Genomic DNA, 24,906 nt, shown 5'->3' with positions numbered 1-24,906 from the left:
AAATGGCAACAATGCTTAGAAGGTCAGTATGTAGCTAAATAAAGAACTTAGACCAAGATTGCTTAATGGCTATCTTGGTTTATTTTGTGTTCTGTATTTTTATTGCTAGTGAAATTATTCACAAGTATTACAATTAAATTAACTAAGCCTTTTAATATAGTGCTTAAAATACCAGGTTTCATCAATTGATACAACGTTAAACTGGAGCCAAATATTATTACTACACTCAAAAGGGTCTTTATTCATGTTTTCATTTAATACCTCTTTTATACTTTTATAGGTATATATTTAGTGGAGTCAAATGATAAAGTAAAAGTTAAATTTTTTGAAATGGTAGAAAAGGGGATTGGATGTAAAATATGCTTGACACCTAATTTATCTTATTTTATTATCAAGGTGTAAAGAATGTTTTACACCTTATTAAATCTAAAGGTGGCATAGTAATGGAAAATAGAATCAGGGAATACCGAGAAAAGAATGGTTATTCACAAGGTAAATTGGGGGATTTATGTAAAGTAACAAGACAAACAATCAATGCCATTGAAAATAATAAGTATGATCCAAGTTTAGAATTGGCATTTAATTTGTCTTATGTTTTAGGTATTTCTATTGAAAAATTATTTATATTTAAATATGAAAGGAATGAGAAAAAGTGATAACTGTAAAAAAAATCAGTTTAATCTGTTCTTTAATTCTTATTACTGCAACTGGATGCTATGGGATATATGAATGGTTTACAAAAGAAATAATTAATGCTACTACATTATTCTTTGTCTTCCTAGGTGTTGGTTTTTTATTCCAATCCCTTACCTGGGGTGAAATGGATGGAAAGTACGAAAGAGAAAAAGATGAATTAGAGAAACATATAACTCTTTTAAGTTCAAAAATTAGTTATTATCTATTACTTATATTAATGATAATCGTCTTAGTTGTCTCGGAAAAGGTAATTGCAATGAATGATATAAAGAATATTCCTCTTGTTATTGTAATTGGATTAGCTTTGATAACTATGCCAATCACTGAATTCGTAGTTTCGAAAAAATACCGTTAAAAATGTGGCTATATATAAATTAATTCGTGTATTAATTGAGAGGGCTTTATTTAAATAATCAAAATCAAGGCCAATCCATTATGAGTATTCTATTTTCTCCCTTTTTATATATTCGTTTTTATATTTTATTTGCTTTTTATCAAAATAGGTCAGATGTTGCTAGATGGCGTATTAATAAAGTATATTTACAGGTATGGATGCAGATCAATATTTATAGGCGTACATTATGAAATAAAAAGCAGACAGCCTATTTATACTCAATAAATATTGGGCCTATAAGGGTCAGTTTTGGGGGGAGTCTTGATATCACGTTTGTAGAGGATAAATGAAGCTGATTTTGCAAAAGAGCAACCAAACAGCAACATTTATCCTATTTTTGTTCCCAAACTAGTTTGAGAAGTATACAGATAAATTCTAAGTATATCGAATGCCTCATAATCCATTTATATCAATGTTTCATGAAATTACAAATAGATAGAAACGTATGATAAAGTATTGAAAATGTTATTACTTGAACCAAAGTGATTGATGTTAGTTGAATACAATATTAATCATTCATTTATTTTTAGTTCAGATCGGTTACATTACCTCTAAAAATGGTTTTTATTTTGAATCATTACCAATATGAGGATTTTTTGTATGTTAATATGGAAATATAAAAAAATCAGTATGCAACAAACGGGTCATTTTATTGAAAACACTATGTAGTGCTTTTCGTATGCAAGGTAGGGAAGGAGGTCAAGATAAATGAAAATTACTATGCGATATGGGGTTGACGCTCCATTTTGGGTTGCCTTTTTAATTATTATCGGGCTGGTATTTACGTTATCGGGTGTAATTGGTTTAGTCAATGGATTTGTATTGGGCTATGGTTTGATTTGTCTTGTGACGGGCCTATGGATGTTTACATACTCAACAACAATCAAAATTGCACACAGAGAGGTGATTTTGAGCCTTGCACAAGCTAAATCAGGTGATGAACTTCTTGATGTGGGAACAGGTCGCGGACTTTTAGCTATTTCCGCATCTCAAAGGGGTTGTAAGGTGACAGCCACTGATATTTGGTCAAAATGGGATTTGGGAGGGAATGGAAAAGCTAAACTACAAGCTAATATGGTTGCTGAAAGTGTGAAAGAAATCGACATCATGGATGCTGACGCTCGGGAACTTCCATTTTCGGACGAAAGTTTCGATATTGTTGTCTCAAACTTCGTAGTTCATAACATTAAAAGTGTAGAAGGAAGAAGGAAGGCGATTCTTGAAATGTGGCGAGTTTTAAGACCAAATGGTCGAATAGTCATTTCTGATTTCAGTAAAACTTCTGAATACATTCAAATATTGAATTCAGTTTCCAATCGCGTTGAAGTAAAGCGATTTTTTTATACATTTCCGTTTTCAAAAGCTGTTGTTGTGCAAAAGATTTAAGAAATCTATAAAAGAAAAAGATGTATTTTCTAAAAGGTTCATATAACAGGGGCAGAACGAGCAAATGATGATTATAAGTTTTCTTTTAACTAGTTGGATATTAAGCTGGTTTAAGTTTGACGAGTTGTTTATTCAAGCATTCAAGGAACTATTTAACAAAAAGGTGACAATTGCAAGTTATTATTTTATATTTTTTTGTATTGGGGCAATTGGAGACTTAATCTTATTTTTCAACGGAAATAATATAAATTTATTCAGCTAACAACCAGGTTGAGGAATAAAGAAAATATCTTATAACATTAAAAGCACAGAACTCTCTGTGCTTTTTAAAGAATCCTATTAATGTTTTGAGAAATATACAGATATATTCTAAGTGTATTGAATACATCATAATCCATTTATATCAACGTTTTGGGAATTGTTATATGGATAAAAATGTATGGCAAAGGATTGAAATTGACATTACTTAAACCAATAAGATAGATGTTAGTGGAATACATTTTGCCAATATATTCCACCGCTATGTGTACATTTAAAGACTTTTAATAATGGAGCTTATTAAAGTAAAGCACCCGTTGAACAAGAACCATTATTTTTATGACACATCATTATCCTATTAAGACAAAAGCCAGCATTAATGCTGGCTTTTTCACTTATCTAAAAATTATTTCCTTTTACATCATTTTTTTGAGGTATGGAATCTTTCTCCATACAAAATGACTTAGCAAAAAGCTTAGAATGATTCCTAAAAATACCGTTATAAGAAATTTAGTCCAGACTGATATTGGTAGGTCATTCAATGTATATTGAAGGAAGACAACTACTGGGACATGGATGAAATAAACAACAAATACATTGTTTGCTAACATCTTTGACCAACGATTAGCGCCGTTAACTTTCTCTCTAAATATAATTAGAAGACCGATTACAAGTGAAATACACAGTAACGTCTCAATTAATGATCGAGCCAACGAACCGAAGTTTTGTCCACCCTTTAAAAGAAAAGGATCTATCGTATTTCCTCCAAAATACAAAATGGTCACTATTAATATTCCAATAACAAGCCAGATGTATCCTGCTCTCGCACTCATAGTTAAAAACCATTTGCGATGATAAGCCATAATGCCTAAACAAAAGAAAGTCACATACTGTGGTACATGTGCAAATTCAGTTTGAATAAATCCTAAAAAAGCTGTCCAATGATCAATAGGAAACCATATCCTTGTAATAAAAGTCACTAAACTAACGACCAACCACAGGGAGAGAATCTGATAAACCTTAATGTTTCTATCAGACTTTTGTGTGAATTTCTTAGATGTAAAGAAGGTCCAGACCGAAAACACAATCGCATACACAAGTAAATGCTCTAAAAACCATAAATGGCCAAATTGCATATCAGGCCATGATGGCCCAGTCCAATTCGCGGGTTCATTACCAAGTCCAAAAAATATATTAACATAGTAAGAAAAAAATGGGATGGGTTCATAATCTCTGAAATTAATGTAATATAAATACATCAGAATAGGAATCATCACGAGAAATCCCAGTAGTAATGGAATACCAATTCTAATAAGCCGTTCTTTTAAAAACCGTTTCGGCCCTTTTCTTGAGATTGATTGGGGGAGAAAATAGGCTGATAAAAAGAAAAACAAACTCATAAAAAATGCTGCATTTACAGAGAAAAATCTGCCCAACCAATTGATAGATTCATCATCCAAAAAATACCACCAACCACCTGGTCCATAAGCTTGTCCAGCATGGTGAGCTACTACAAGCATAATTAAAGCTATTTTTAAATTATCGATGAAATATAAACGATCACTCTCTTTTTTCACCTATAAACTCCTTTCCCACTAGAAGTTACACTGAGATAATATCAATGTATTTATTACCACCTTAGGAAAAAATCTGTTAAGTTCTTTATGAGGTTCAAGCCGATTTGAACCAACTTGAACCAAAAAACCTTTGTAAACGTTGATACAATAAGAAATTGATTAACGTTTTGAGGATTAATCATCGAGTAGGGCAGTGAATTTAGAATGCATCGATGTAATGAAGGTCCACATCAGCTTCAGCCGAGGTAGTTATTCCTTAAAATAAACTCATATTATTCACCCTAACAGAATTCAAACTTTATCTCTCGCAAGCAATACCATCTTTGTCACGATCTTTCGAAGCATTTGCTTTATATAGTTCAGCTGATACAAAAGGTGCGTATTTTGTTTTTCCGCCTTTGTTTTTCACATTGGCATCCTTAGCAACGCCACCTTTGTAGTCCTTATTTAACTCTGTGCAATTTTTGTATGTTTTCGCTGCTGCCTCTATTGGTGTCGGGATGCTCATTGTTGCACCGATTAAAAATGCACCTGCGATAATTGAAGTAGCTAATTTTTTCATAAATGTTCCTCCTAGAATTATTTTTATTGTTTTACCATGAACTACATAATAACAATAGTAATTAAAGTAGATTCTCCTTTATTATTGTTAATTGATGTAATAAAACATTAGGTTTAATGACCTCGAGTAAATATTACTATTATGTTCATGAGAAAACAATCCATTATTGCTTTATATTTACAAAATTGTTTGTGTGAAATACATAATTATGTTTCTTTTAAAGCAATTTTTAAACTCAATTAATGTAAATGATTTAATCATATTATCATTCTTTATAATTTCTCATATCTTTTGCAAATTTTATTCATGTCGTTTGTCAATTCATTATCATATGATTTTTTAATCATTAGAACAAAGGAATCGCCAAATAAAATACTATTCAAAGTAAGGTTTTCAAATTGATGAAAACTATAAACTGAAATTAGTTCTCCAAAAATATTTATTTTTATGCATTCTACCGTTATCGAAGAAGGTAGATGAAAGGCGGTGTATTTTAATTGAGTGTAATAAGGAATGACTCAGTTTTTACAACCAATCTAAAAGAAGCCTATGAATTTGCACATTACTTATCTTTTATTAAAGGTGTAGATAATGTTGAAGTAGAACAAATTAACGATAATTGCTACGTTAGATTTACTATGGAATGCATTGATGGATTAGGTGAACAGATTTGGAATATCGTAGAGCAATTCAATTTTGAAAGTTTAGTTTTTTACGGTGTGTATTGGGACGTTTTACGAGGGAATATAACTGAGTAGAAATAAACATTATGCCTTCCGCAGATGAATGTGGAGGGCTTTTATTATGTAACAGTTCTTAAGCTAAATGGCGTAAACTTTCGTGATATAAGTGTACATTTTCCATTAGCCATCTCTCTATTGGATTAAAGTGATTATATCTGTTCGTTAAACTTTCGGAATTATTTGAAAATAATTCGATAAAATGTATAATTATTTAAAGGGAGGTAATAAATACCGTATAAATTGTTTTGGTGTCGTTCATTTCCAAATAAATTAAAAATTATCATTCGCGGTTAAACAAGTAGGAGATGTTTAATCTTCATAAGAATCTTCCACCTCTATGTATATTACCTCTACTTGAAATCTAAACTAGAAAACAATACTATTATATCTTCTTTGCCAAAACATTCTATGCAGTATCTTCATTTTGCTTATAGATTATTATTTCAAAACAATCTAGGAATGCGGAGGAGATATGTTATGGAAAAGAACTCAAATCTATGGAAAATTGTATTTGTAGCTAGTTTTATAGGTTTAACAGTTGATGGTATGGATATTCAAATGCTGTCATTGGCTATGCCGAGCCTAATTGACGAATTCGTCTTAGATACCAAGGCTGCTGGTTGGATCAGTACATTCTCTCTATTAGGGATGGCACTTGGTGGAATCCTAGGAGGTTGGTTATCCGACCGCTTTGGCCGTGTTAAAATGATGACCTATATGATGATCTTATTCTCAGTTGGAACCGCTCTCTTAGCTTTTGTACAGACATATGAACAATTTATTATTGTTCGTTTCATATCAGCAATTGGTATGGGGGCTGAATATTCATTGGCCACAATGTTAATGGCTGAATATGTAAAAGTTAAAAATAGAGCAACGATTATGGGCGTATTAGGTTCTTCCTATTCATTAGGATATTTAGTCGCGGTTTTATTAGCGGGCGCGATTCTACCTGAATATGGTTGGAGACCATTATTCTTAATTTCAATCTTCCCGGTTGTTGTGGCGATCTATATTCGAGTAAAAGTACCCGAACCTACTGGCTGGAAATTGGCTAAAAAACAAGCTAAGACATCGAAAGTTAAGAAATCAAATGAATGGCTTGCGTTGTTTAGAGATAAGAAAGTTTTTACAATCTTTCTATTATGGATATTAACTTCTTCTCTATTGCAATTCGGTTATTACGGGATAGGTACTTGGTTACCGACGTATATAGTGAAAGAATTAGGCTTTAATTTCAAAGAAATGACAGGATACTTAATTGGAACATATACAGCATCGATTCTTGGTAAAGCACTTGCTGGTTGGGTTGCCAATGTAATTGGTCGTCGTGGGGTTTTCGTCATTGCAGGATTATCTACAGCAGTCATGCTACCAGTCATATATTTTTATCAATCACCAGGAAACATCATTATTTTAATGACTATTCTAGGTTTCGTATACGGAGCGCCGTATGGTGTAAATGCTACTTATTTAAGTGAAAGCTTCCCGACTCATATTAGAGGAACCGCTGTAGGTGCAGCTTATAATACGGGAAGAATAGGTGCAGCGATAGCTCCTATCCTTATTGGAATTATCGCTACTTCACAATCAATTGGATTTGGACTAGCTGTGTTAGGTATTTCTTATGCAATCATGGGGTTAATTCCTGCACTATTCATTAAAGAGAAAATGTATGATACTTTTGAAAACGATACAAAAGGAGATGTATTAGAAAAAGAGGGGGAGATCGGGAAAGAAGGGGATCTAGCAAAAGAGGTTCTAGTGCAGAAACCTTAAAGAGATAAAAAAAGCCGCAAAGCGTTTCTTTAAGAATGCTTTGCGGTCGATTTATGTTTCTAAGCCTAGTGGCATAACAGTTGATAAGAATAAGGATTATCCGGTATGAATTGAGCAGTTGAAAAATGAGCAAAGTATACCTACGCGAACGGAGAAAGCTTTTTGTTATTATTGTTCTTTACCCTGAATTTCTTCATTGAAAAAATGGATACCTGTATGTCCTCCACCTTCAGCAACCATTTCGTTTGAAGCTATCTTTGTTGGAGATGTTCCTGCTCGTGTCGCTGCTTGAGCAGTTATCCGCTCTGATATGTTTTTGTCTATCTCCGTAGTATTTAAATAGGATCCTAATTTAGCTTTTGCGCTATTGAGCATACTTAAGGCTTTATCACGGTTTTCTTCTTTACTTAAATAAAATGCTGTTAAAGCTAACCCTGCAATTACAACACCTGTTCTTCGTTTTGCCATTATAAATCCCTCCCAAAAATATAGAATCTGACTCTATATTTTTTCTTTTCCCTACTTTTTAGAGGAATAAACATAATTTATATATATTACCTTTTCCTCTTTCATAAAAAACAAAATTCAGAGTTCTTATATAAGTATGAAGAACAAGAAGTATTTCAAAACAGGGAAAAGTTAAGGGGATTGCACGGTAAGGCTTTTTATTATGGAGTCATTATGTGACAAATGTTACCTTTTAATCTATATTATTAAATAGATTGGAGGTAGCATTGTTTGGATAAGGAAAAATTAATATTAGATATTCTAGAAGGATTAATTAATCAGGAAGAGCCTAAATTTTATGATTTTGAAATAGAAAAACAAACATTCGGAGAAATAGTTGAAATGATCCAAGAAAAAGGGTTCATTTCTGGTGCGAGCATTTATCGTGAATGTCTAGAGAATAAATTAATATCGGTTTCCTTGTATAACGCCAAGGTTGAATCGAAAGGATTAAATTACATAGAAAATAATATTATGAGTCACATCTAACTGTATGTCACCCCAAAAGATAGATTTTTAGTCTAACTTTTGGGGTGAAATAGAATTGAGTGACTATTTTTTATTTACTGGCACAACTACTGTTACTTTTTCGCCAATAAATCTGTTATCTTTTGAAGCACTATCAAAAACAAATTTTAATTCTTTAACACCTTCTAAACCTTCTTTTCCTAAATCAAATATAACTTCACCTTTTTGTATTACTTTGCCAATAAATTCGGACTCAAAATGAGAAATTTCAACAATAGAATTGATTTGACGTTTTGTATCAGTGGTCATTTTCGCTGAATTTGGATAAAAACTTAAAGTGTCATCAGATAAATTTTCTCCCGTTATAGATAGGATAAGTACATTTGTTTCAGCTTCTGTTTCAATCATTTTTGGATCACGCGCAACAAGTTTAGCTGTTTTCATACCATCAATTGAAAATTCAACATCAGCACTTTTGTATTTTTCAGTTGGTGCTTCATATAAATCCGTGATTGTATATGTACCTGCAAAATCATCTTTCACTACATCACCAACATTCGCTTCTGTTAAATTATCTACTTTATTGGATTTGCTTTCTTCTATTTTAATGTCAGTCGAACCTGTTACAGCTTTTTCTAGGGAAGATGCATACTTAGCAAATTCATTATCTTCCATATCACCATTCATTTGTAATAAAAATTTTCCACTTTGATGAGTGTGAGAATAAAACATAGGACTTGAATTTCCTAATTCATCATAATAACTCTTTGCTTTTTTTAGATTTTCTTCATTATCGAATAAAAATATTCGACCACCTGAATTATCACCGAGAGAAGGGATAAAAATTCTTTTACCTTCTTTTCGGATATTACCAAATTCATCTTTTGGTAAGTCTGAAGCTTCTCCTAGTTCTAAACCATCATCTTTAAAATGTTTAATTACATCATCTGTTGTTTTAGCTAGTACTTTTTGATGTTCTTCAGTTTTAGCACCATTCTCTTTTGGCTTATCGTCCTTTGATGAATCGTTTCCGCATCCAGTTAATCCTAAGCTTAATACTAATGCTGCACTAAAAATTAGTTTTTTCTTCATTAAAAATCCTCCCTTTATATTACCATTCTAGGAAATTTGGAGGAAAAAGTACATAGACAAATAGAAAACTGTAATTAATACCTATTAAATTAGTAACTGCTAAATTGTACAACACACTCTTTTTAATTTTGAAATCAAATATCATTTTTAATAATCGATTTCAATATTTTTTGTAATGCATTTATAATTTCTTTTTACCGGAATTCCTTGATAATCTATAGGTATATTAATATTATAATTTCGGATCGATTCAGAGTATTCCATTATTAATGTTTCATACCATTCTTTCGATATATAGATTACTTTTGGCTTTAAACTTTTCTTACGAACTTTTACAACTTCACTCTCTATCGTATATAGTATATCTAAGCCATTTAATTCCACTTATCTTTCCTCCATTATTTTATTCTTTTCTGAAATCCATTATATTCCTATTTCGCTTAATTTAAAATTTAATGCACATGTTACAAGCAAAAAATGAATAATTCATTGCTAACTTTAAAGAAAAAATATTCTTTTATTTTACTTGTTAAAACGCAAATACACGTTTGTGTATCGAGTGTTCTTGATTGGAGAGTGAGTAGGGTGATTAAATCGGAACAACGAAGCCTTATACACAAATTTGTTATATTGGATTTGGCAATACAATCATTACGGCGAGATTTCTCAGTGTTAGGAAATCTCAAATTGAGTAAGATTTATCTACAAATGATTGAAAACTATTTAAAGGCAATTAACGACTAAAACAACCTCAAAAGGGTATTAGCTAAAGAAAAAATATCAATTGACAATGGTATGGGGCATCAATGTAAGAAAAGATCGAAGCATGAAGCGGATGATGCAGAATTTTTAAAGATGAAAATGACAATTTTTGATCCTGAGTTTTCATGTGGAGGTGTAATTGATGTAAGTACGTTGCATACAGCACCTGAATAAAGGTGAAATATATTATTTGTATCCGCTCTTTGAAAGATTTTGTACAGGAGGTTGAAAGAGATGCAAGTTAAATTAGAAAACACCTTTGTTATTAGAACAGATGATAAGGCATTTGAGCAGGCTTTAATCGAGTTTCTATCCAATCATTGTGATAACAAAAAAGTTAATGCTGCTTATTTCAATCTAAACAAGGTTGGAACCGAAAAAGTAATGGCGATAGTGCAAGAAGATTAATCACACAGCGTATTAGAAAGAAAATGTGTAGCGGTGATGGTAAAAAATGTAAAAACACCATTTAAAAAAAGATTGATTAAAATGAAGTTTGATCAATTAAATGAGCCTTATTCAATTAAATCGACCGTTTAATTAAGTAATTCAATTTATAATGGAACATTAGATGGATTTTCATTTTATTTCTTTTTTTACTTACTATACAGCCAACAATAAATATAAGGATTGCAATTATTTCAAGTGGCACGAATAAAGTCAGAAATCCTATTACTTCAAATCCGTCTTTTTTTATGTCTGCATAAATGAATGAACCAGCAACTGTGAATATAGGCGTAAAAAATATCGCTAAGTACATGCCCCATATCACAAAAGTAAGTGACCAAGAACGTTTAAAAGTAAGAACGAAAGCCATTATAAAAAAATTATAAGAACAGCGGATAATGAAGTTATAATTTGAACCACGCTCCTTTAATTTTCTATCTTTTTATATATCTTGTTTAGCTAAACTGCTGTAGATTTCTTCACAATCTTCAAATCCATTTTAACATAAATATCCAATGGGGAATCATCTCTAGGCTTTATCATAGAAGAACAATCCTTCTTTTTTACAAAGCTACAACTGGAAAATATGTGAACTAAACAAAAATAGAGCGATTAAATCGCTCTATAATCCCATTATGTATTCAAGTAATTACTTATTTCTTTCAAGTTCTTCGATACGTTTTTCTAACTTTTTAATCTTAGCATCAGCTGAGACAGCAATGGCGAATGATAAACAATCAAAAAAAAGGCGATAAGTGCAAAAGAGTTCATTTAAATACCTTCGAATATTGCTGATAAAACAGGACAACTACAGTTTATTACCTGAATATTTCGAATATTGCATTTGGTTGTTAGCTAATCTATGATAATTGAATACTATGATACAGCTGCACTCTTTTATGATAATTTTATAAAAGGAGGTGTTTGTATGAATATTACAGGATTTGAAAAATTTTTGTCTCAACAATCTTCAATTACTAGCAAAACCAAAGCAGTTAAATCTAGGATTGCAAAAGCTAGCAAAGTTGAACGAGATTTGAAAGTGGATTTAGATGACGTTGTTAAAGACGATCAATTAACTTATGACCTTTTGTTAAGGATTCAAAATGAAATGAATGAACAAAGGGGGAATTATCAAAATGCAGTTAGAAAATATTACGAGTACCGAATTGGAACGAAATTTCCACAACTACGACGTTTTAAATAGTTAATTCAAAAAAGCCGCAGCATCATCACACGCTACAGCTCCGAATTGGTTTATACCCTTCTATTTAGGCTAGTCAGATAAGTAATTATACCGCAACCTAGGAGGACAAACCCATGTTAAAAGAAAGAACATTAAATTTTACACTTAATGCATTAGATGCAATAATTACAGACTACCACTGGATGGTTAACGCCATTAAGGAAATGTGTGCTGAAATGGTCGTTGGGGCAAAAACAGAAGCTGCATTATCCAAAGCAGTAGGTAGTGTAGGCGATCCAATTATGCAAGAGGTTATTAGACGTTCTAAAAACATTAAGCGTGTAGCAGAGTATGAGAGGAAGCTATTGGAGGTTCAAATGCTATTAGATCGAGTTACTGGAGAGAGAGAAATGCAAGTGCTTAACTGGATGTTAGTTGGTCATTCTATGCGATGGATTGGAAAGAAAATGAGGTTAACTCATACACAAATTCAAAACATTAAAGAAAATATTCTGAAGCAAATGATTTGAATTAATAATCATTTTTGATGAAAATGAAAAAATATACCATAAGTACTTTTGATATTCTCTCGTAACGTGTAATCTAGTAAGGATTACACGTTTTTTCAGTTAGGAGGTTATGTATTTTATGTTAGTAGCTCAAGACCATGATAAACAAAGATATTATGCAAATGAAATTAACTACCTTTTTGCTAAAAAAATTACTTCTGAGAATAAGTTGATATGCCCAGTATGTAATCATCCAGTATACCACGCAGGAAAGGAAACCCTTGGAGTGAAGGGTCGCCAAAGAGCTCATTTTCGTCATAAACCAGGAAGTTCATGTACTCACGGTACTGGTGAAACTTATGAGCATGTAACTAATAAACTTCATGTATATAATTGGTTAAAACAAAAATATCCAAATTACCAAGTAGAATTAGAGTATAGAATTGCAGAAACAAATCAAATTGCGGACGTTTTTTTGATGTTACCCAATGGTGATAAAATAGTGTTTGAATTACAATGCTCTGTTATACCTGTGATTACTTTTTTAGATAGGCACAAAAAATATAAAGATTGTGGAATTCAAGACATATGGATATTTGGAGAAAATTTTTATACTAGTTATTCAAAAACAATGATTATACCTAGAAATGCTATTTTGGAAATTTTACATAAAGAACATCAAGAAATTTTATTATTGGACTACAACACTAAAGAATTACGTTGGGTAGGGCAAAGGATAATTGAAGGTAAAACATCTGATAGAACAGAGTTTGAATTTGATATTGAACAAAAATCAGTCAGTGAAATGCTTGACTTTTGTTATATGGATTTTTCTATTGCACCTTATAAAATCAACTGTGAAAAATATCATCGTAATCAAAAATTAAGAAAGTTGAATAGGAGTAATTGGGCAAAAGAACTATTAGCATTAAGGGATATAAGCAATGCTGAAAAACGAAACTTAAGGGCAGCCAAACAAAAGGAAAGAGAAAGAAAAAGAAAAGAACTAGAAGAACAACAAAAAAATAGAAACATATATATTAATAATATTCAAACAGTTGTAAAATCTGGTGATGAATGTTTACTGTATAAAAAATATCTTAATACTTTTTCTTTACAAAATGAAATGTATCGTATGACTGATATAGAAAAACGGTCTTTTGAAGTTCTAATTCGTAAACACAATATAACAACAGTTAATTTTCCTGGTATATGTAAAGTGAAATTACCTAATAGCAAAAAAATTAATACTCCATTTACTTTATGGCAATTATGGATAATAGATCAAATTTTGTCACATTATCAAAATAAAAGTCTAACCATAAACAATCTTTATTTTAAAATGACTAAAACTAATATTTTTAACATTGAAAATCAGTACCAAAGAGAAGTAAAGGAATGCCTAGAATTTTATTTGAATTTATTAGAGGAAGTAGGTATTTTAAAACACCGTTGCACTGATAAGTTTTATGAACCATTTCCTGTCCTAATAAGAACAATACCATTACTCAATAATTTTAAGATTAATAGTTATGTAGCATTTTTCCACTCAGTATATAGTTTAAGAGACGATGAACATTATGAAAGGGCAGAAAATGCGAACCAAGAATATAAGATGCTTATTAAAAATAACAAAGAATAAACCTATTTCATTGTCCAAAGTTACCAAACTTTCTGAAATCGCGAAACTTTCAATATTAGGTAAGATAAAAATAATATTATAAAATCGGAAGTAGGACGGCGCGGTAAGGTTTTCCGCACTTGGTATTTATAAAAAAATAAATTACCAGGACAGACCGACTGACCGATGAACGACCTACGCCCCATATTTTTTAAGAGAAAATATAAATGGCTAAAAATTGCTGAAGGAAGGAGTCGTTTTTATGTGAACTTTGTCCATTTTTCATAATTCAGTCAACTTACTACAAGCATTAAGTCCACGGAAATGCACTATAAAACTAAAACACTTTTCTTCCTTACAAAACATGTCCGGCTCAACGTGTGTGAGAAATGAGCTAACTCGACAAAAGAAGATTTACCACAGTAACAAAGCCTTCATCATAGAATGGGGGGCTTTGTTTATGCTTTGAAAACCACATCAAACAGCCAAAATCTTACGAGGTGAAAAGGCCGAGTTTGGTGTGGTTTTGAAAGTAAAATTTGTAGAAAATTGTTCCAAAATATTATTATTCACCTTATGATTAAGATGAGGTGACTTATGATAATAATTAAATTTTTTAAAAAGTATCCTATAATGATTTTTTTAACAATCTTTTCTATTCCTATATTGATTTCAATCTTTATGTATTTACCTTGGTTTTCGTATTCGAAAGGCAATGTAGACGGTTGGTTAGGATTCTGGGGGAGTTACTTAGGAGGAACTATTGGGACATTGGGAGTAATTGCAACTACATATTTCATAATTAATCATGAAACTGAGGTTGCTAAAAAAAGTATGATAAATGAGGATAAAAGAAAAAGAGATTTAATGTATTTGGAAATAGAGATGAAGAAAACCGAAGAAGTTATTGAATCTATTTTGGATTTGAATAGAAAATGGGTAGACTTACATAATATATTGGTGGAATATGCTGTTTCGAAAGAAAGATTTATAGAGACACATACAAAATCAGATAGTGTTAGAGAAAATCTGTATAAATTTAACAATAAAAGAAAGGTTTTTTCTGATCAACTAAATAGAGTACTTTTACATAAGAATACATTTCATGATGACTTAGCATTAAAAATATTTATCAAAAGAAGTATTGAATTGGTAGAAAAATATATTCAAATTTCTTCTAATATCAATGCATGTAATGATATCAAAGAATGTATAAATCATTCTGATGAAATAGAAAACCTAATTGAAGAATTTGATGCATATGATGACATATTGAAGTTTTATAGTGAACAGTATAAATCTATTATTAGCAGTATTAATCAAAATGAGTATAGAAAATCTTAAAATCAATATAGTAAAAAATTTACATCCCTCGGGATGTTTTTCTTTTGCCATGAAAAGTGAGTATCGAGCAGTTACCTCTCCTTTAGCTGCTAAGGCAACGGTACTTATTTTTGAGAGCAAAAAGTTATTACATATATTTCACCTACTGGTTTATTATTGGATTGGAGGTGATGATAATGAAAAAAGGACAGTATTTAGAAGAAGTTAGTTTAGGTAATGGTAAATCACTTAAAACTCTTGTTGAAGAAGCTTTTATAAATTGTAAACTTAATAATAATAATGTAAAAGAAATTGAGGTTCACCAAATAGTTTGTATGAGTCCTGACGAATTCCTTATAATAATTAATTTTTACAACTAATCTTTCAAGAGGCTGGGACAAAACCCATCTCTAAACTAAAAAGCCAGTGAAATTTTACGATCAGTAAAATAACACCAGCTTTAATTTTTTTCATAAAAAAATAAGGACCACTTCTGATAAAATTAAGTCACCACAACAAAATTATACAGAAAGAAGAATCCTTATGTTTAAAGATTATAACATGAATCAATTAGTTTTGCCTTTAGATTTAGAAGTGAAGTTACAAAAAAATGATATTGTCTTCCATGTCCACCATCTAGTCGAAAGTATCCCGCCCGAAGCGTTTGAATCATTCCTTCGAAATGAGGGCTGTCCTGCCTACCATCCACGCATGATGCTTAAAAATATCTTATGTGCCTACACGCAATCTGTCTTCTCAGGGCGCAAAATTGAAGTACTTTTAAAAGATAGTCTTCGGATGTGGCTAGCCCAAGGGTATGAACCAACCTACCGCACAATCAACCGATTCCGTGTCCAACCAGAGGTGAAAGAGTTGATTCGTCACTGCTTCGTTCAATTCCGCTGCCAGCTGGTACAGGAAGAATTAATTGAACAGGAAGCTATTTTTATTGATGGAACAAAGATTGTAGCGAATGCGAACAAATTTACATTCGTGTGGAAAAAGTCGATTGAGAAATATCATAACGGACTAATTGAAAAGTCAAACCAGCTCTTCGATGAGCTGCCTGAAAAAGAAATCTTGCCAGAAATTGAACGGGAAAATGAAAAGGAATTAGCATTGGAAGACCTCGCTCAAATGGTCGGAAAAGTAGATGAATTGATTTCTAATTATGATCGGAAAATTGAGGACTCATCGGATGTAGCAGAGCGAAAGGCTTTAAGATTGAACGGAAATTCCCAAAGCAAGCTCGCAAAAAATTAATCGACTATATTGAACGCAAACTAAAATATCAAAGAGACTTCGAAATCTTTGACGAATGAAATAGTTATTCGAAAACAGACCCGGATGCGACATTTATTTATTTTTATAATTTTAGATTGCCGTCGCATTTCATCCCATTGAACACCGAAACTATTGATTTCTTCCATCGTAGGACCGACGGTTTCGATGTAAACTTGGTAAACATTAGTTTCATTATTTTTAGTAGATACTGTGTTAATTGTTGTCGGAAAAGGTTTCAATTTTTTAAAGATATTTACCAAAATTTCGAAAGCAAGTGAATAACGGTGAAATCGAATCATTATACAACGAAAAACCTTGCTTGAATGCTTACGATGAATATAAGCGTTCATTTTTTGTGGAAACCTTGATATATTAATGATTGTATAGAGTAATTGAGGGGATGGTTTTAAAAAAAGTCACCAAAAATAAACAATTATTCTTTTTTTAGGAAGGGGTAGTTTTGTGAATATTAATATTGAAAAAGATTCAAAGGGTAACTTTAATCCGGATTTGTATTATATATTAAAAAATATTCCGGAGGATATTCTATTTAATAAAGAACATAATAAGAGGTTACCTCTGGGAATTTATAATGTTTCTACTTTAAGGGTCTATAATGCCTTTGATACACTTTTAGAATCTCTAAATGATGCCAAAGTTAATATAGAGAAACTGTCGGAAAAACATATTGAGTTGTTGGATTCCCTAATGGCATTTTATGACGATGTTTATTCAATAATGAAATGCTTTTTTCCAAAAGAAAAAGTGAAGAAAAATATAATTTTTAATGATAAATGGTTAATGAATATTGATACATCCACAAAAAAAATAATTTTAAATTTTAAGTCTGAAATAGCACCTTTTAGAGAACCAGTGGCATCAATCATAAATAGAGTTAAACATGATCAGGCTAGGTATTGTCATATCGAAGCTAAGACAATAAGGGGAACAATTAAAGGGTTCTATGTAGAAGGTGTTAATTCAGAGGGTACTATTGTACCTGATATCAATATACATCCCCTATTTGGAGAAAAATATACTGCGATTTCATATAATCGTGATATAAAAATAAGATTTATTGATTTTATCATTGTCAACTCTATTGTTGTAAAATATATTAATAAGTTAATCTCATCTCACTATGGGAAAATTATTAAATTGAATAGAGAGAATGGTTCAGATAATGATAGTCTTTTAAAATTGAGTAACATGTGTTCAACAATTCCTAATAACTATTTTCCAGATGAATATCAAAAAGAAATTCCTCAAATAGATTTAAAAGAATCAATTGATTTTAGGAGTAAAGCTTACGCAAATTACTCACAGAAAATTATACCAATAAATAAATATTCTATAAAAACTACAATGCAAGCTGATGGGGTTTCAGATTCGTGGGCTTTACCATATTTTTGATAATTTATTAAAGGTTGTATAGGGGTTACAATTAAATGATTTATGGTATCTCCTTTCTAACTTTATCCCCATAACAACTCCGTAAACTTAGCATGCATTTTTTCGGTAGCAACTGCTCTCATTCCAGAAGTAACATGTAAATAAATTTTCGTAGTTGTCTCAGAGTTTTTATGGCCAACTCGATTCATGATAAAATTCAAATCGACACCAGCCTCGGCCAACAAACTTATATGTGTGTGGCGGAGGATGTAGGTGCGGAATTGTTTGTTGATGTCGGTAAGGGCGACGAGTCGTCGGACGGTTTGGTTGAGCATCTTGACGGTAGGGGGGATGCCTTCCTTATCACCGAATACAAAGTCGGATTTGATCCATTCACGATCCTCAGGCCATTGGTAGAGCTGCTTCAATTTCTCCACCACAATATCGTCAATATCCACGGAGCGGACGCTGCCAAAGGTTTTTGGTGTGTGAGCTCGAAGTCGCCACGAATGCTTTTTTTCGCATAGACCGTTTTGTTAATGTTAATGATTTTTTTGTCTAAATCGATGTCCCAAAATTTCAGGGCAATCGCTTCACCTGGACGTATGCCTGTGAAGGCGATAGTGTAAATGAGGGTGCGGTACATAATGTTGCGGTGCTTGTCCACGTAACTTAAGAATTCCTTCAATTCGTTGGTTTCTAAATAGAGCTTTGCTGTTTCCTCATTACTAACATCCTCTAACGTCAGCTTTTTTTTCGGTACAAATGAAACTTCAACAGGGTTCATCTCAATTAAGCCAATTTCCTTCGCATAGGCAAACATCATCTTCGCCGCATTGTGTGTGCCCCGCAGCGTGTAATAGGCTGTGCCATTTTCAAATAGGTGATTGAGGGTGCCTTGTATTTCAATGGTCGTGATGGCGGTCATTTTCTTTTTCGCTAAGTAGCGATTCAGTAGAGAAATGCAGTAGGCACGATGCTCGTTGGTCGTTTCCTTGTTGCCCTTCATGCGATAGAGCTTCAGCCAATCTTGGCTAAACTCTTCGAATGTCACCTTCGTATCAAAGGTATATGCTTTTTTTAGCTCAGCGATGGCTCTCTCAACTTTTTCCCTTGCATCGCCTTTACTTTTCCCACGACGAGTAATTTGGCGTCGTTTGCCAGTGGCTGGATTACGTGGTCCTTCACCGGTACAACGCCATGTCGTCTTATTGATCTGTACGAAATGCATTAGTTGTCACCACTTTCATGAATTACTTCCCAAATCGTTTTTAGTTTCTCAACGTCCTTTTCGTTACGGTCAGGTAAAGACTTATACCATTGCTGTAAAGAGGAGTTATGTGCAAACGGCTCTTTTAATGCAGGGTTGTAAGCCGGATCAAGCAAATAGCCCGCAGCCTCAATCAGCTTCATGTAATCATATTTATAAGCACTGGCGATTTGCTGTAGCGTTTCAGGTGTTGGCTTTAACGGTTTACCTGTGCGCCGATCAGTGCCTTTTTCTAACATGGCCAAGTAAGAATACGTGATTTCCATACGTTTCGCTGCATTACGTAAGCCCTCGTCACCACGAAGCTCCTTCAATAACTCACCTAAGCTCAAATTCTTCACCTTCATTTCATCAGTTTTGAATGCCTATTTATGTGCATGTCTATCTTTTCATGAATATAAAACAGCTGCATCCCATAGGCTATTCCAATTCAGAATAATTGCTTGTTGCTTATGTATTGTTCCAATCGTTTTACAGCAAAATCGTATTCGACATTAAATAGTTGTTGCACATGTTGGACAGTGAGGCTGCTCGCATCTAATTGTTCCAGTTCTTCTAACATGAAGGAGGGAACACAGGCATGATACATGAAGTTGTTTGCCTTATTCTCTTGATACTCACGGAATAGGGGAAACGTACGCCCTTGATGTCCACTATGTAAAAGTACATGCGCTAACTCATGGCAAAAATCTTGCCATTGTTGCTGATTTGTCAGTTCTTCATTTATAAATATGTATGCCTGATTTTTCAAAAAGAGGGCTTGGTTTTTATCCGGCCAGTAAAATACTTGTATTCCAAGCTGCATTGCAATCATTTGAAAATCGAGCTGCTGAGGTGTTATAACACTGATTCTAGTGTATAACTCTTTAATAAAATTTTCTGTGAGTGTTTTATAATTCATAAGAGAACATCTCCAATATTCAACGAATTAGAACTGGTGTTCTTATACAATTCTGTGATATAATTAACTTATATTAAATAGGTATATAGTAATAACACTTCCAATAAGATATAATATAGAGAAATTTATGTATATAAGGGAGTTATTATTGTGAATAGAAGCAAACACTTTGATGATATTATGGAAAGGATTACAGTACTTTTTCTGAAAATCGAAACAAATGGAACATTGAATCTTTTACATTTTAATATTCATGCAGAACCTTTTTTCCGAGACTTTCTGAATAAGTTATTAAATTTAAATTTGATAAATGCGAATAATTTGTCACAGAATATTGAAGCTATTGATTTAATCGATGAAGAAAATAAAGTAATTATTCAGGTGACTTCCTCTTGTACGAAAGAAAAAGTAAATTCAACTTTAGAAAAATCTATATTAAAAGAATATAAAGAGCGTGATTTTAAACTCCGTTTTCTATTTATAAAAAAGCCTTCTTCGAGTTTGAAAAATAATAAATTTGATAACCCTAATAATATAAAATTTAATCCCAAAGAGGATTTTCTAGATCGAGATTTTATTGCAAGGAAATTAATGGATTTGGAAATTGAAAGGTTAGTAGAAATAAAGGAGTTCGTGGATTTAGAGCTAAGGACGGTATATGATTCATTAAAAATAATTTCAAATTTAACTATGCTAATAAATATTTTAACTGAGAGGGATTGGAGCATTCCTAATCAACCTCAAAATTTACATGAATTTAATATAAATAAAAAAATAAATCATAATGATCTAGAACTTATGAAAAGAAGGATAAATAAATATAAGGTATACTATTCTAAGCTTGAAACAATATATCGAGAATTTGACCTTCTCGGGGTCAATAAAAGTATGTCAGTTTTCCAAAAACTTGGCGACTTTTATGATAAAGAATTAATAAAAAATGTTGATGCTCCTGATTCGAAATATAAAAGTAGTGATATTTTTTTAGGAGTAATTAGTAGAGTTAAAACTCAAATTTTAAGTAGCGAAAACTATATAGAAATGCCGGATGAAGAATTAGATCTCTGTGTGTCTATTATTGTAGTAGATGCTTTTATCCGCTGTGAAATTTTTGAAAATCCGGAGGGATATACATATGTTACTACCTAAAAATCTCAATCCTTTAGATAGTATTTATTTTAATGGTGCTATTGTATTAAAGAATTTGCAAAATCATGATCAAGGTTTAGATATGATTCAGTTGTATAATAATGTGAAAAAAGATAAAGAAATGACATTTCCTGTATTTGTTCTTTGTTTAGATTGGTTGTATATTGCAAATTTAGCTAAAATTGATAACGAGGGTTGTGTTCATTTATGTTCATAAAAAAATTAAAAATAGAAGACCGATATAAAACAATAAGAGATATTAATTTTCATAAAGGGTTAAATTTGATTTTAGATGAAACACCGATTAATTTTTCTAGCGAAACTAAAACTACTGCTACAGGGAATAATGTTGGTAAAACTACTGTGTTAAAATTAATAGATTTTTGCTTGGGTAATGATGCAAGAGATATATATATAGATAGTGAAAATAATAAAGAAATCGAGTATGTAAAAAATTTTTTACAAATGAATGAAGTATTAATAACGCTTATTTTGAAGGAAGATCTAGAAGATGAAGATAGTCAAGAACTAGTTATCCAAAGGAATTTCTTGCAAAGAAATAAAAAAATAATGAAAATTAATGGCGAAAATTATATAGGAAATTCAGGACAAGATTTTATAGATAAACTAGAAAATCTAATTATTGGAAAAAGGGGAGAGAAAAAGCCTACGCTTAGAGAAATAATAGCTCATAGTATACGTTACTCTGATCAGAGAATAAGTAATACTTTAAAGGTACTTTCTTCATTTAACTCTTTACCAGAATATGAGGCGCTGTACTTGTATTTATTTGGGGTTGACCAAACAAGTAGAGCACCAATTATAAGTAAGATTGCGACAGAAAAACAATATAAATCAAGACTTGAAAAACCTTTGGATAAGACGGCTTTAGAGTTGAAGTTATCATTAATAGTGGATGAAGTTAATAAGTATGAAAAAAAAATAAAACTATTAAATATAAATGAAAATTATGAAGAAGATTTAAAACTTTTAAATGAAGTAAAATATAGAGTAACTCAAATCAGCTCAGAAATATCTAGATTATCTCTAAGGAAAAATATAATTGTAGAAGCTACGGATGAGCTACAAAAACAAAGTGCAAGTATTGATTTAATGCAGTTGAAGCATATTTATCAACAAGCATCTCAAAATATGGATAATATTCAAAAAACTTTTGAAGAATTAGTAGAATATCACAATAAAATGATTGTAGAAAAAATAAGATTTATTAGTGATGAAATTCCAGAAATAGATTCGCAAATACAAACATTAGAAAGTACTTTGGAATCTGAATTGAAGGTAGAAAAAGAGTTAGCCACTAAGGTTACAAAGGGCGATACTTTTAAAGATATAGAAGAATTGATAAAACAATCGAACAATGCATACCAAAAAAAGGGCGAGATAGAAAAATTGATAAGTCAAATAACTCTTGTTGATGAAGTCATAGAAGAATTGGAAAATGAACTTAAAATTGTTGATGTAAAACAATTTGGTGAAGAATACCAAGAAAAAATAAAAACTCAATTGAAAAAATTTAACAAATTTTTCGCTGAAGTGGCTAATGAACTCTATGGTGAAACTTATGCTATTACTTATGAGATAAAAGAACATCAAAAATCTAAGCGAGACGTATATGTTTTTTATTCTTTTAACGCCAATACAAGTTCAGGAAAGAAACAAGGGGAAATATTATGTTTTGACTTAGCGTATATTCAATTCGCAGATTCTGAAAATATACCTGCTTTACATTTTATTTTAAATGATAAAAAAGAGTTAATGCATGGCAATCAGCTAATTAATCTTAATAATTTTATTAAAGATAAAAACATTCAAGTCATTATTTCAATTTTAAGTGATAAGGTTCCTTCAGAACTAAATACGGATAACTTTATAGTTTTGAAATTGTCACAAGAACAAAAGTTATTTAAGATCGAGGACAATTAAAATTAATAATTTAATAAATATTAATATAAAAATAGGACATGCCATTACAGCATGTCCTATTTTTTTTCGTTTTTTATGATTTCCCAGATGTTGCGAAGTTTACGTACGGCTTCTTCGTCTTTTTCTTGTGCTGTGAGTGCAGGGGTGTCTGTGCGTCCTAGAATGTAGTCGGTGCTTACTTCTAATACATTTGCTAAATTAAGTAGCTCACTATCTTTAACGGGTCTCTCATTAGATTCAATTCGATTCATAACACTAACATTTAAATTAACGCGAATTGCTAATTCTCTTTGAGTCCATCCTCGTCTTTCTCGCAATGAGATTATTTTTTTCCATGTTTTCACCGCTTTCAGTGAGTTCATAAGTTAAATATATCAGGTTTCCATTTTGGAAATAAAGAAATTTCTGAAATAGAAATTTTGAGTGAGGTGAATTATATTGAAAGTCTTTAATTTGGAGTATGTTAAGCAACGAAGACAAGAACTAGAAATGACACTCCAAGAAGCTGCGGAAGCTATGGAAATGAAGAATGCATTTACTTATATGAAATATGAAAATGGAACATATTCATTTAAAGCGGAGCAACTTCCTTTGTTAGCCAAAGTATTAAAATGTAGTACTGAAAATTTTTTTGTCAAAATAATTACTGAAACAGCAATTTTGGGAGGTGTTAGGATTAGGGAGCAAACAGTTAAGGAGTATTTATAAAAAAAGTTTCTGCCGAATGTTGCAAATTTGGAAAATGCTTATTAGCGGTGAATGGCGTGTGCGTGAGTTGGAGGAAGTACAGCAAATTTCTGATAAGGTCATTGACCTTTTCAAGGAATCGGACATAACGTACACAGATGCATACGCCATGCTAGGATTCATTCGCTTAGATCTAGATTATCGTTCAGAGCGAATGAGGTTGTAGTAATCTTTAGTTTAGGTACTTCAATAAGTGAAATGACTTTTACTTTTTCATCACCAATGTTGATAAATGGTAGCTCCAATTTACCGTCTAATGATTTGGCATTCAGTAGGTACGGGTAGATTTTAGAGTCTGTTGGTTGGATATCGGCTTTTTTAACAATTTCAAAAATTTCCGAATAGAGTAATTCTAAGCATTTATGTTTTAGTAACAGATTAGAAATAAATGGATTCGCATTATATTTAGCCCAAATTTTACTGATGAAAGTTGAGTTGCCGATTTCGTAAGTCATTGGACGCGGGTTTTGGATATCAAGCTCATATTGAAAGACATAATCCTCTTTGAAATTTACAAAGTCACCGTACCAAAGAGAATTGTTTAATTCGATGATGAATTTTAGATTTCTGAGCTCTTTATAATCATTTTTTTCTTCCAGGACAATTTTTAAAAAATAATCCGCAGCTTGTAATTGTTGAACGGTATGCATTGTATCACCTCCTTTGTTGTCATTATTCGACAAAGGTAGTGGTAAATCCTACTAAACATTTGAAGGAGGTGAGAAATATGGGATGGATTATGACAAAACCAAAACGTAAGAAAAAACAGAAAAAACCTTTTCCTTCAGATGAATTTCGACATGTAAAGCCCAGTGGTGATATGTCAACCATAAAAAACATCGGAATTGGAAATTCTTAAGCTACCAAGCATCTAAAAAACTGTTTTTAAGCACACTCAAATAAACCTCG

The 24,906-nt window shown here is 31.7% G+C and carries 28 protein-coding genes and 3 pseudogenes; 20 read left to right on the top strand and 11 right to left on the bottom strand.

Annotated elements, in window-relative coordinates; genetic code table 11:
* Positions 1-443: 443 nt before the first annotated feature.
* From ACQKOG_RS12650 to ACQKOG_RS12640, 3 genes are all read left to right on the top strand, one after another.
* Complete coding sequence (locus ACQKOG_RS12650) at positions 444-656, top strand: helix-turn-helix transcriptional regulator (protein ID WP_370078818.1); 213 nt, start codon at positions 444-446, stop codon at positions 654-656.
* Positions 653-1,051, top strand: coding sequence for a hypothetical protein (locus ACQKOG_RS12645; RefSeq protein ID WP_370078820.1), 399 nt, complete (start codon positions 653-655; stop codon positions 1,049-1,051). Before ACQKOG_RS12650 ends, ACQKOG_RS12645 begins: the two co-directional genes overlap by 4 nt.
* Positions 1,052-1,798: 747 nt before the next feature.
* Positions 1,799-2,476 (top strand): class I SAM-dependent methyltransferase, encoded by a 678-nt coding sequence (locus ACQKOG_RS12640; protein WP_370079134.1) that lies wholly within the window; start codon positions 1,799-1,801, stop codon positions 2,474-2,476.
* A 674-nt stretch (positions 2,477-3,150) separates the two neighbouring features.
* On the opposite strand, the gene ACQKOG_RS12635 is transcribed toward ACQKOG_RS12640, so the two are convergent.
* Both ACQKOG_RS12635 and ACQKOG_RS12630 read right to left on the bottom strand, forming a co-directional pair.
* Positions 3,151-4,311 (bottom strand): acyltransferase family protein, encoded by a 1,161-nt coding sequence (locus tag ACQKOG_RS12635; protein ID WP_370079132.1) that lies wholly within the window; start codon positions 4,309-4,311, stop codon positions 3,151-3,153.
* A 298-nt stretch (positions 4,312-4,609) separates the two neighbouring features.
* A complete protein-coding gene (locus tag ACQKOG_RS12630; RefSeq protein WP_370079146.1) occupies positions 4,610-4,819 on the bottom strand; it encodes an excalibur calcium-binding domain-containing protein in 210 nt (69 codons plus the stop codon).
* Positions 4,820-5,370: 551 nt separating this feature from the next.
* On the opposite strand from ACQKOG_RS12630, the gene ACQKOG_RS12625 reads away from it, so the two are divergent.
* From ACQKOG_RS12625 to ACQKOG_RS12615, 3 genes and pseudogenes are all read left to right on the top strand, one after another.
* Positions 5,371-5,631, top strand: a complete 261-nt coding sequence (locus ACQKOG_RS12625; RefSeq protein WP_427446733.1) for a hypothetical protein — start codon at positions 5,371-5,373, stop codon at positions 5,629-5,631.
* Positions 5,632-6,093: 462 nt separating this feature from the next.
* Positions 6,094-7,395, top strand: coding sequence for an MFS transporter (locus ACQKOG_RS12620; protein ID WP_427446731.1), 1,302 nt, complete (start codon positions 6,094-6,096; stop codon positions 7,393-7,395).
* A 7-nt stretch (positions 7,396-7,402) separates the two neighbouring features.
* Positions 7,403-7,501 (top strand): annotated as a pseudogene (locus ACQKOG_RS12615) (IS6 family transposase); the annotation flags it as partial.
* 62 nt (positions 7,502-7,563) lie between these two features.
* On the opposite strand, the gene ACQKOG_RS12610 reads toward ACQKOG_RS12615, so the two are convergent.
* A complete protein-coding gene (locus ACQKOG_RS12610; protein ID WP_415733300.1) occupies positions 7,564-7,863 on the bottom strand; it encodes a hypothetical protein in 300 nt (99 codons plus the stop codon).
* A 270-nt stretch (positions 7,864-8,133) separates the two neighbouring features.
* On the opposite strand from ACQKOG_RS12610, the gene ACQKOG_RS12605 reads away from it, so the two are divergent.
* Entirely contained in the window at positions 8,134-8,391 is a 258-nt protein-coding gene (locus ACQKOG_RS12605; RefSeq protein WP_370079124.1) for a YjcQ family protein, read from the top strand.
* Between the two features lie 603 nt (positions 8,392-8,994).
* Here ACQKOG_RS12605 and ACQKOG_RS12600 read toward each other — a convergent pair.
* Positions 8,995-9,462: pseudogene (locus tag ACQKOG_RS12600) on the bottom strand (stress protein); the annotation flags it as partial.
* Positions 9,463-9,609: 147 nt separating this feature from the next.
* Positions 9,610-9,846: a hypothetical protein gene (locus ACQKOG_RS12595; RefSeq protein WP_427446728.1), complete on the bottom strand. Its 237-nt coding sequence runs from the start codon at positions 9,844-9,846 to the stop codon at positions 9,610-9,612.
* A 612-nt stretch (positions 9,847-10,458) separates the two neighbouring features.
* Between ACQKOG_RS12595 and ACQKOG_RS12590 the strand changes: the two genes are divergently transcribed.
* The 8 genes and pseudogenes from ACQKOG_RS12590 (at position 10,459) to ACQKOG_RS12555 (ending at position 18,007) form a co-directional block, all read left to right on the top strand.
* The gene (locus ACQKOG_RS12590; RefSeq protein WP_427446726.1) at positions 10,459-10,632 is read left to right on the top strand and encodes a hypothetical protein; all 174 of its coding nucleotides are present in this window, start codon (positions 10,459-10,461) and stop codon (positions 10,630-10,632) included.
* A gap of 967 nt (positions 10,633-11,599) precedes the next feature.
* The gene (locus tag ACQKOG_RS12585) at positions 11,600-11,878 is read left to right on the top strand and encodes a hypothetical protein (protein WP_427446724.1); all 279 of its coding nucleotides are present in this window, start codon (positions 11,600-11,602) and stop codon (positions 11,876-11,878) included.
* A 113-nt stretch (positions 11,879-11,991) separates the two neighbouring features.
* The gene (locus ACQKOG_RS12580; RefSeq protein ID WP_427446722.1) at positions 11,992-12,387 is read left to right on the top strand and encodes a hypothetical protein; all 396 of its coding nucleotides are present in this window, start codon (positions 11,992-11,994) and stop codon (positions 12,385-12,387) included.
* Positions 12,388-12,505: 118 nt separating this feature from the next.
* Entirely contained in the window at positions 12,506-14,008 is a 1,503-nt protein-coding gene (locus ACQKOG_RS12575; protein WP_427446720.1) for a competence protein CoiA, read from the top strand.
* 576 nt (positions 14,009-14,584) lie between these two features.
* Positions 14,585-15,331 carry a hypothetical protein gene (locus ACQKOG_RS12570; RefSeq protein WP_427446718.1) on the top strand — a complete coding sequence of 249 codons (747 nt, stop codon included), beginning with the start codon at positions 14,585-14,587 and terminating at the stop codon, positions 15,329-15,331.
* Positions 15,332-15,507: 176 nt separating this feature from the next.
* The gene (locus ACQKOG_RS12565; RefSeq protein WP_427446716.1) at positions 15,508-15,690 is read left to right on the top strand and encodes a hypothetical protein; all 183 of its coding nucleotides are present in this window, start codon (positions 15,508-15,510) and stop codon (positions 15,688-15,690) included.
* A gap of 163 nt (positions 15,691-15,853) precedes the next feature.
* A pseudogene (locus ACQKOG_RS12560) lies at positions 15,854-16,629 on the top strand (transposase); the annotation flags it as partial.
* Positions 16,630-17,056: 427 nt separating this feature from the next.
* Positions 17,057-18,007 (top strand): hypothetical protein, encoded by a 951-nt coding sequence (locus ACQKOG_RS12555; RefSeq protein WP_427446714.1) that lies wholly within the window; start codon positions 17,057-17,059, stop codon positions 18,005-18,007.
* 62 nt (positions 18,008-18,069) lie between these two features.
* Here ACQKOG_RS12555 and ACQKOG_RS12550 read toward each other — a convergent pair whose 3' ends face one another.
* From ACQKOG_RS12550 to ACQKOG_RS12535, 4 genes are all read right to left on the bottom strand, one after another.
* Positions 18,070-18,444 carry a tyrosine-type recombinase/integrase gene (locus ACQKOG_RS12550; protein ID WP_427446712.1) on the bottom strand — a complete coding sequence of 125 codons (375 nt, stop codon included), beginning with the start codon at positions 18,442-18,444 and terminating at the stop codon, positions 18,070-18,072.
* Positions 18,411-19,217 carry a hypothetical protein gene (locus ACQKOG_RS12545; RefSeq protein WP_427446710.1) on the bottom strand — a complete coding sequence of 269 codons (807 nt, stop codon included), beginning with the start codon at positions 19,215-19,217 and terminating at the stop codon, positions 18,411-18,413. The genes ACQKOG_RS12550 and ACQKOG_RS12545 overlap by 34 nt, the downstream gene beginning before the upstream one ends.
* Entirely contained in the window at positions 19,217-19,588 is a 372-nt protein-coding gene (locus tag ACQKOG_RS12540; protein ID WP_427446708.1) for a helix-turn-helix domain-containing protein, read from the bottom strand. The genes ACQKOG_RS12545 and ACQKOG_RS12540 overlap by 1 nt, the downstream gene beginning before the upstream one ends.
* A 98-nt stretch (positions 19,589-19,686) precedes the next feature.
* Positions 19,687-20,157, bottom strand: a complete 471-nt coding sequence (locus ACQKOG_RS12535) for an ImmA/IrrE family metallo-endopeptidase (protein ID WP_427446706.1) — start codon at positions 20,155-20,157, stop codon at positions 19,687-19,689.
* A 150-nt stretch (positions 20,158-20,307) separates the two neighbouring features.
* Between ACQKOG_RS12535 and ACQKOG_RS12530 the strand changes: the two genes are divergently transcribed.
* From ACQKOG_RS12530 to ACQKOG_RS12520, 3 genes are read left to right on the top strand one after another with little or no spacing between them, the layout of a single operon-like run.
* On the top strand, positions 20,308-21,306 hold the full coding sequence (locus ACQKOG_RS12530) for an ABC-three component system protein (RefSeq protein WP_427446704.1): 999 nt from the start codon (positions 20,308-20,310) through the stop codon (positions 21,304-21,306).
* A complete protein-coding gene (locus tag ACQKOG_RS12525) occupies positions 21,293-21,523 on the top strand; it encodes an ABC-three component system middle component 6 (RefSeq protein ID WP_427446702.1) in 231 nt (76 codons plus the stop codon). Before ACQKOG_RS12530 ends, ACQKOG_RS12525 begins: the two co-directional genes overlap by 14 nt.
* Positions 21,514-23,250, top strand: a complete 1,737-nt coding sequence (locus ACQKOG_RS12520) for a DUF2326 domain-containing protein (RefSeq protein WP_427446700.1) — start codon at positions 21,514-21,516, stop codon at positions 23,248-23,250. Before ACQKOG_RS12525 ends, ACQKOG_RS12520 begins: the two co-directional genes overlap by 10 nt.
* Before the next feature lie 56 nt (positions 23,251-23,306).
* On the opposite strand, the gene ACQKOG_RS12515 is transcribed toward ACQKOG_RS12520, so the two are convergent.
* Complete coding sequence (locus ACQKOG_RS12515; protein ID WP_427446698.1) at positions 23,307-23,612, bottom strand: helix-turn-helix domain-containing protein; 306 nt, start codon at positions 23,610-23,612, stop codon at positions 23,307-23,309.
* A 76-nt stretch (positions 23,613-23,688) separates the two neighbouring features.
* On the opposite strand from ACQKOG_RS12515, the gene ACQKOG_RS12510 reads away from it, so the two are divergent.
* Entirely contained in the window at positions 23,689-23,958 is a 270-nt protein-coding gene (locus ACQKOG_RS12510) for a helix-turn-helix domain-containing protein (RefSeq protein WP_427446696.1), read from the top strand.
* 158 nt (positions 23,959-24,116) lie between these two features.
* On the opposite strand, the gene ACQKOG_RS12505 is transcribed toward ACQKOG_RS12510, so the two are convergent.
* On the bottom strand, positions 24,117-24,647 hold the full coding sequence (locus ACQKOG_RS12505; protein WP_427446694.1) for a hypothetical protein: 531 nt from the start codon (positions 24,645-24,647) through the stop codon (positions 24,117-24,119).
* A 77-nt stretch (positions 24,648-24,724) separates the two neighbouring features.
* Between ACQKOG_RS12505 and ACQKOG_RS12500 the strand changes: the two genes are divergently transcribed.
* A complete protein-coding gene (locus tag ACQKOG_RS12500) occupies positions 24,725-24,856 on the top strand; it encodes a hypothetical protein (RefSeq protein WP_427446692.1) in 132 nt (43 codons plus the stop codon).
* Positions 24,857-24,906 lie beyond the last annotated feature (50 nt).

The organism is Lysinibacillus sp. NPDC093216, from assembly GCF_050280325.1.
GTDB lineage: Bacteria > Bacillota > Bacilli > Bacillales_A > Planococcaceae > Lysinibacillus.
Note: the sequence above shows the minus strand (reverse complement) of the source record. Positions and strands in the feature narration are given on the sequence as shown.

Coding starts and splice junctions, on each gene's coding strand:
- ACQKOG_RS12585 (WP_427446724.1), top strand. CDS start 11,600: ATGAATATTACAGGATTTGAAAAATTTTTGTCTCAACAATCTTCAATT.
- ACQKOG_RS12575 (WP_427446720.1), top strand. CDS start 12,506: ATGTTAGTAGCTCAAGACCATGATAAACAAAGATATTATGCAAATGAA.
- ACQKOG_RS12640 (WP_370079134.1), top strand. CDS start 1,799: ATGAAAATTACTATGCGATATGGGGTTGACGCTCCATTTTGGGTTGCC.
- ACQKOG_RS12580 (WP_427446722.1), top strand. CDS start 11,992: ATGTTAAAAGAAAGAACATTAAATTTTACACTTAATGCATTAGATGCA.
- ACQKOG_RS12515 (WP_427446698.1), bottom strand. CDS start 23,612: ATGAACTCACTGAAAGCGGTGAAAACATGGAAAAAAATAATCTCATTG.
- ACQKOG_RS12545 (WP_427446710.1), bottom strand. CDS start 19,217: ATGCATTTCGTACAGATCAATAAGACGACATGGCGTTGTACCGGTGAA.
- ACQKOG_RS12535 (WP_427446706.1), bottom strand. CDS start 20,157: ATGAATTATAAAACACTCACAGAAAATTTTATTAAAGAGTTATACACT.
- ACQKOG_RS12650 (WP_370078818.1), top strand. CDS start 444: ATGGAAAATAGAATCAGGGAATACCGAGAAAAGAATGGTTATTCACAA.
- ACQKOG_RS12590 (WP_427446726.1), top strand. CDS start 10,459: ATGCAAGTTAAATTAGAAAACACCTTTGTTATTAGAACAGATGATAAG.
- ACQKOG_RS12565 (WP_427446716.1), top strand. CDS start 15,508: ATGAAAAAAGGACAGTATTTAGAAGAAGTTAGTTTAGGTAATGGTAAA.
- ACQKOG_RS12500 (WP_427446692.1), top strand. CDS start 24,725: ATGGGATGGATTATGACAAAACCAAAACGTAAGAAAAAACAGAAAAAA.
- ACQKOG_RS12630 (WP_370079146.1), bottom strand. CDS start 4,819: ATGAGCATCCCGACACCAATAGAGGCAGCAGCGAAAACATACAAAAAT.
- ACQKOG_RS12610 (WP_415733300.1), bottom strand. CDS start 7,863: ATGGCAAAACGAAGAACAGGTGTTGTAATTGCAGGGTTAGCTTTAACA.
- ACQKOG_RS12520 (WP_427446700.1), top strand. CDS start 21,514: ATGTTCATAAAAAAATTAAAAATAGAAGACCGATATAAAACAATAAGA.
- ACQKOG_RS12570 (WP_427446718.1), top strand. CDS start 14,585: ATGATAATAATTAAATTTTTTAAAAAGTATCCTATAATGATTTTTTTA.
- ACQKOG_RS12505 (WP_427446694.1), bottom strand. CDS start 24,647: ATGCATACCGTTCAACAATTACAAGCTGCGGATTATTTTTTAAAAATT.
- ACQKOG_RS12525 (WP_427446702.1), top strand. CDS start 21,293: ATGTTACTACCTAAAAATCTCAATCCTTTAGATAGTATTTATTTTAAT.
- ACQKOG_RS12620 (WP_427446731.1), top strand. CDS start 6,094: ATGGAAAAGAACTCAAATCTATGGAAAATTGTATTTGTAGCTAGTTTT.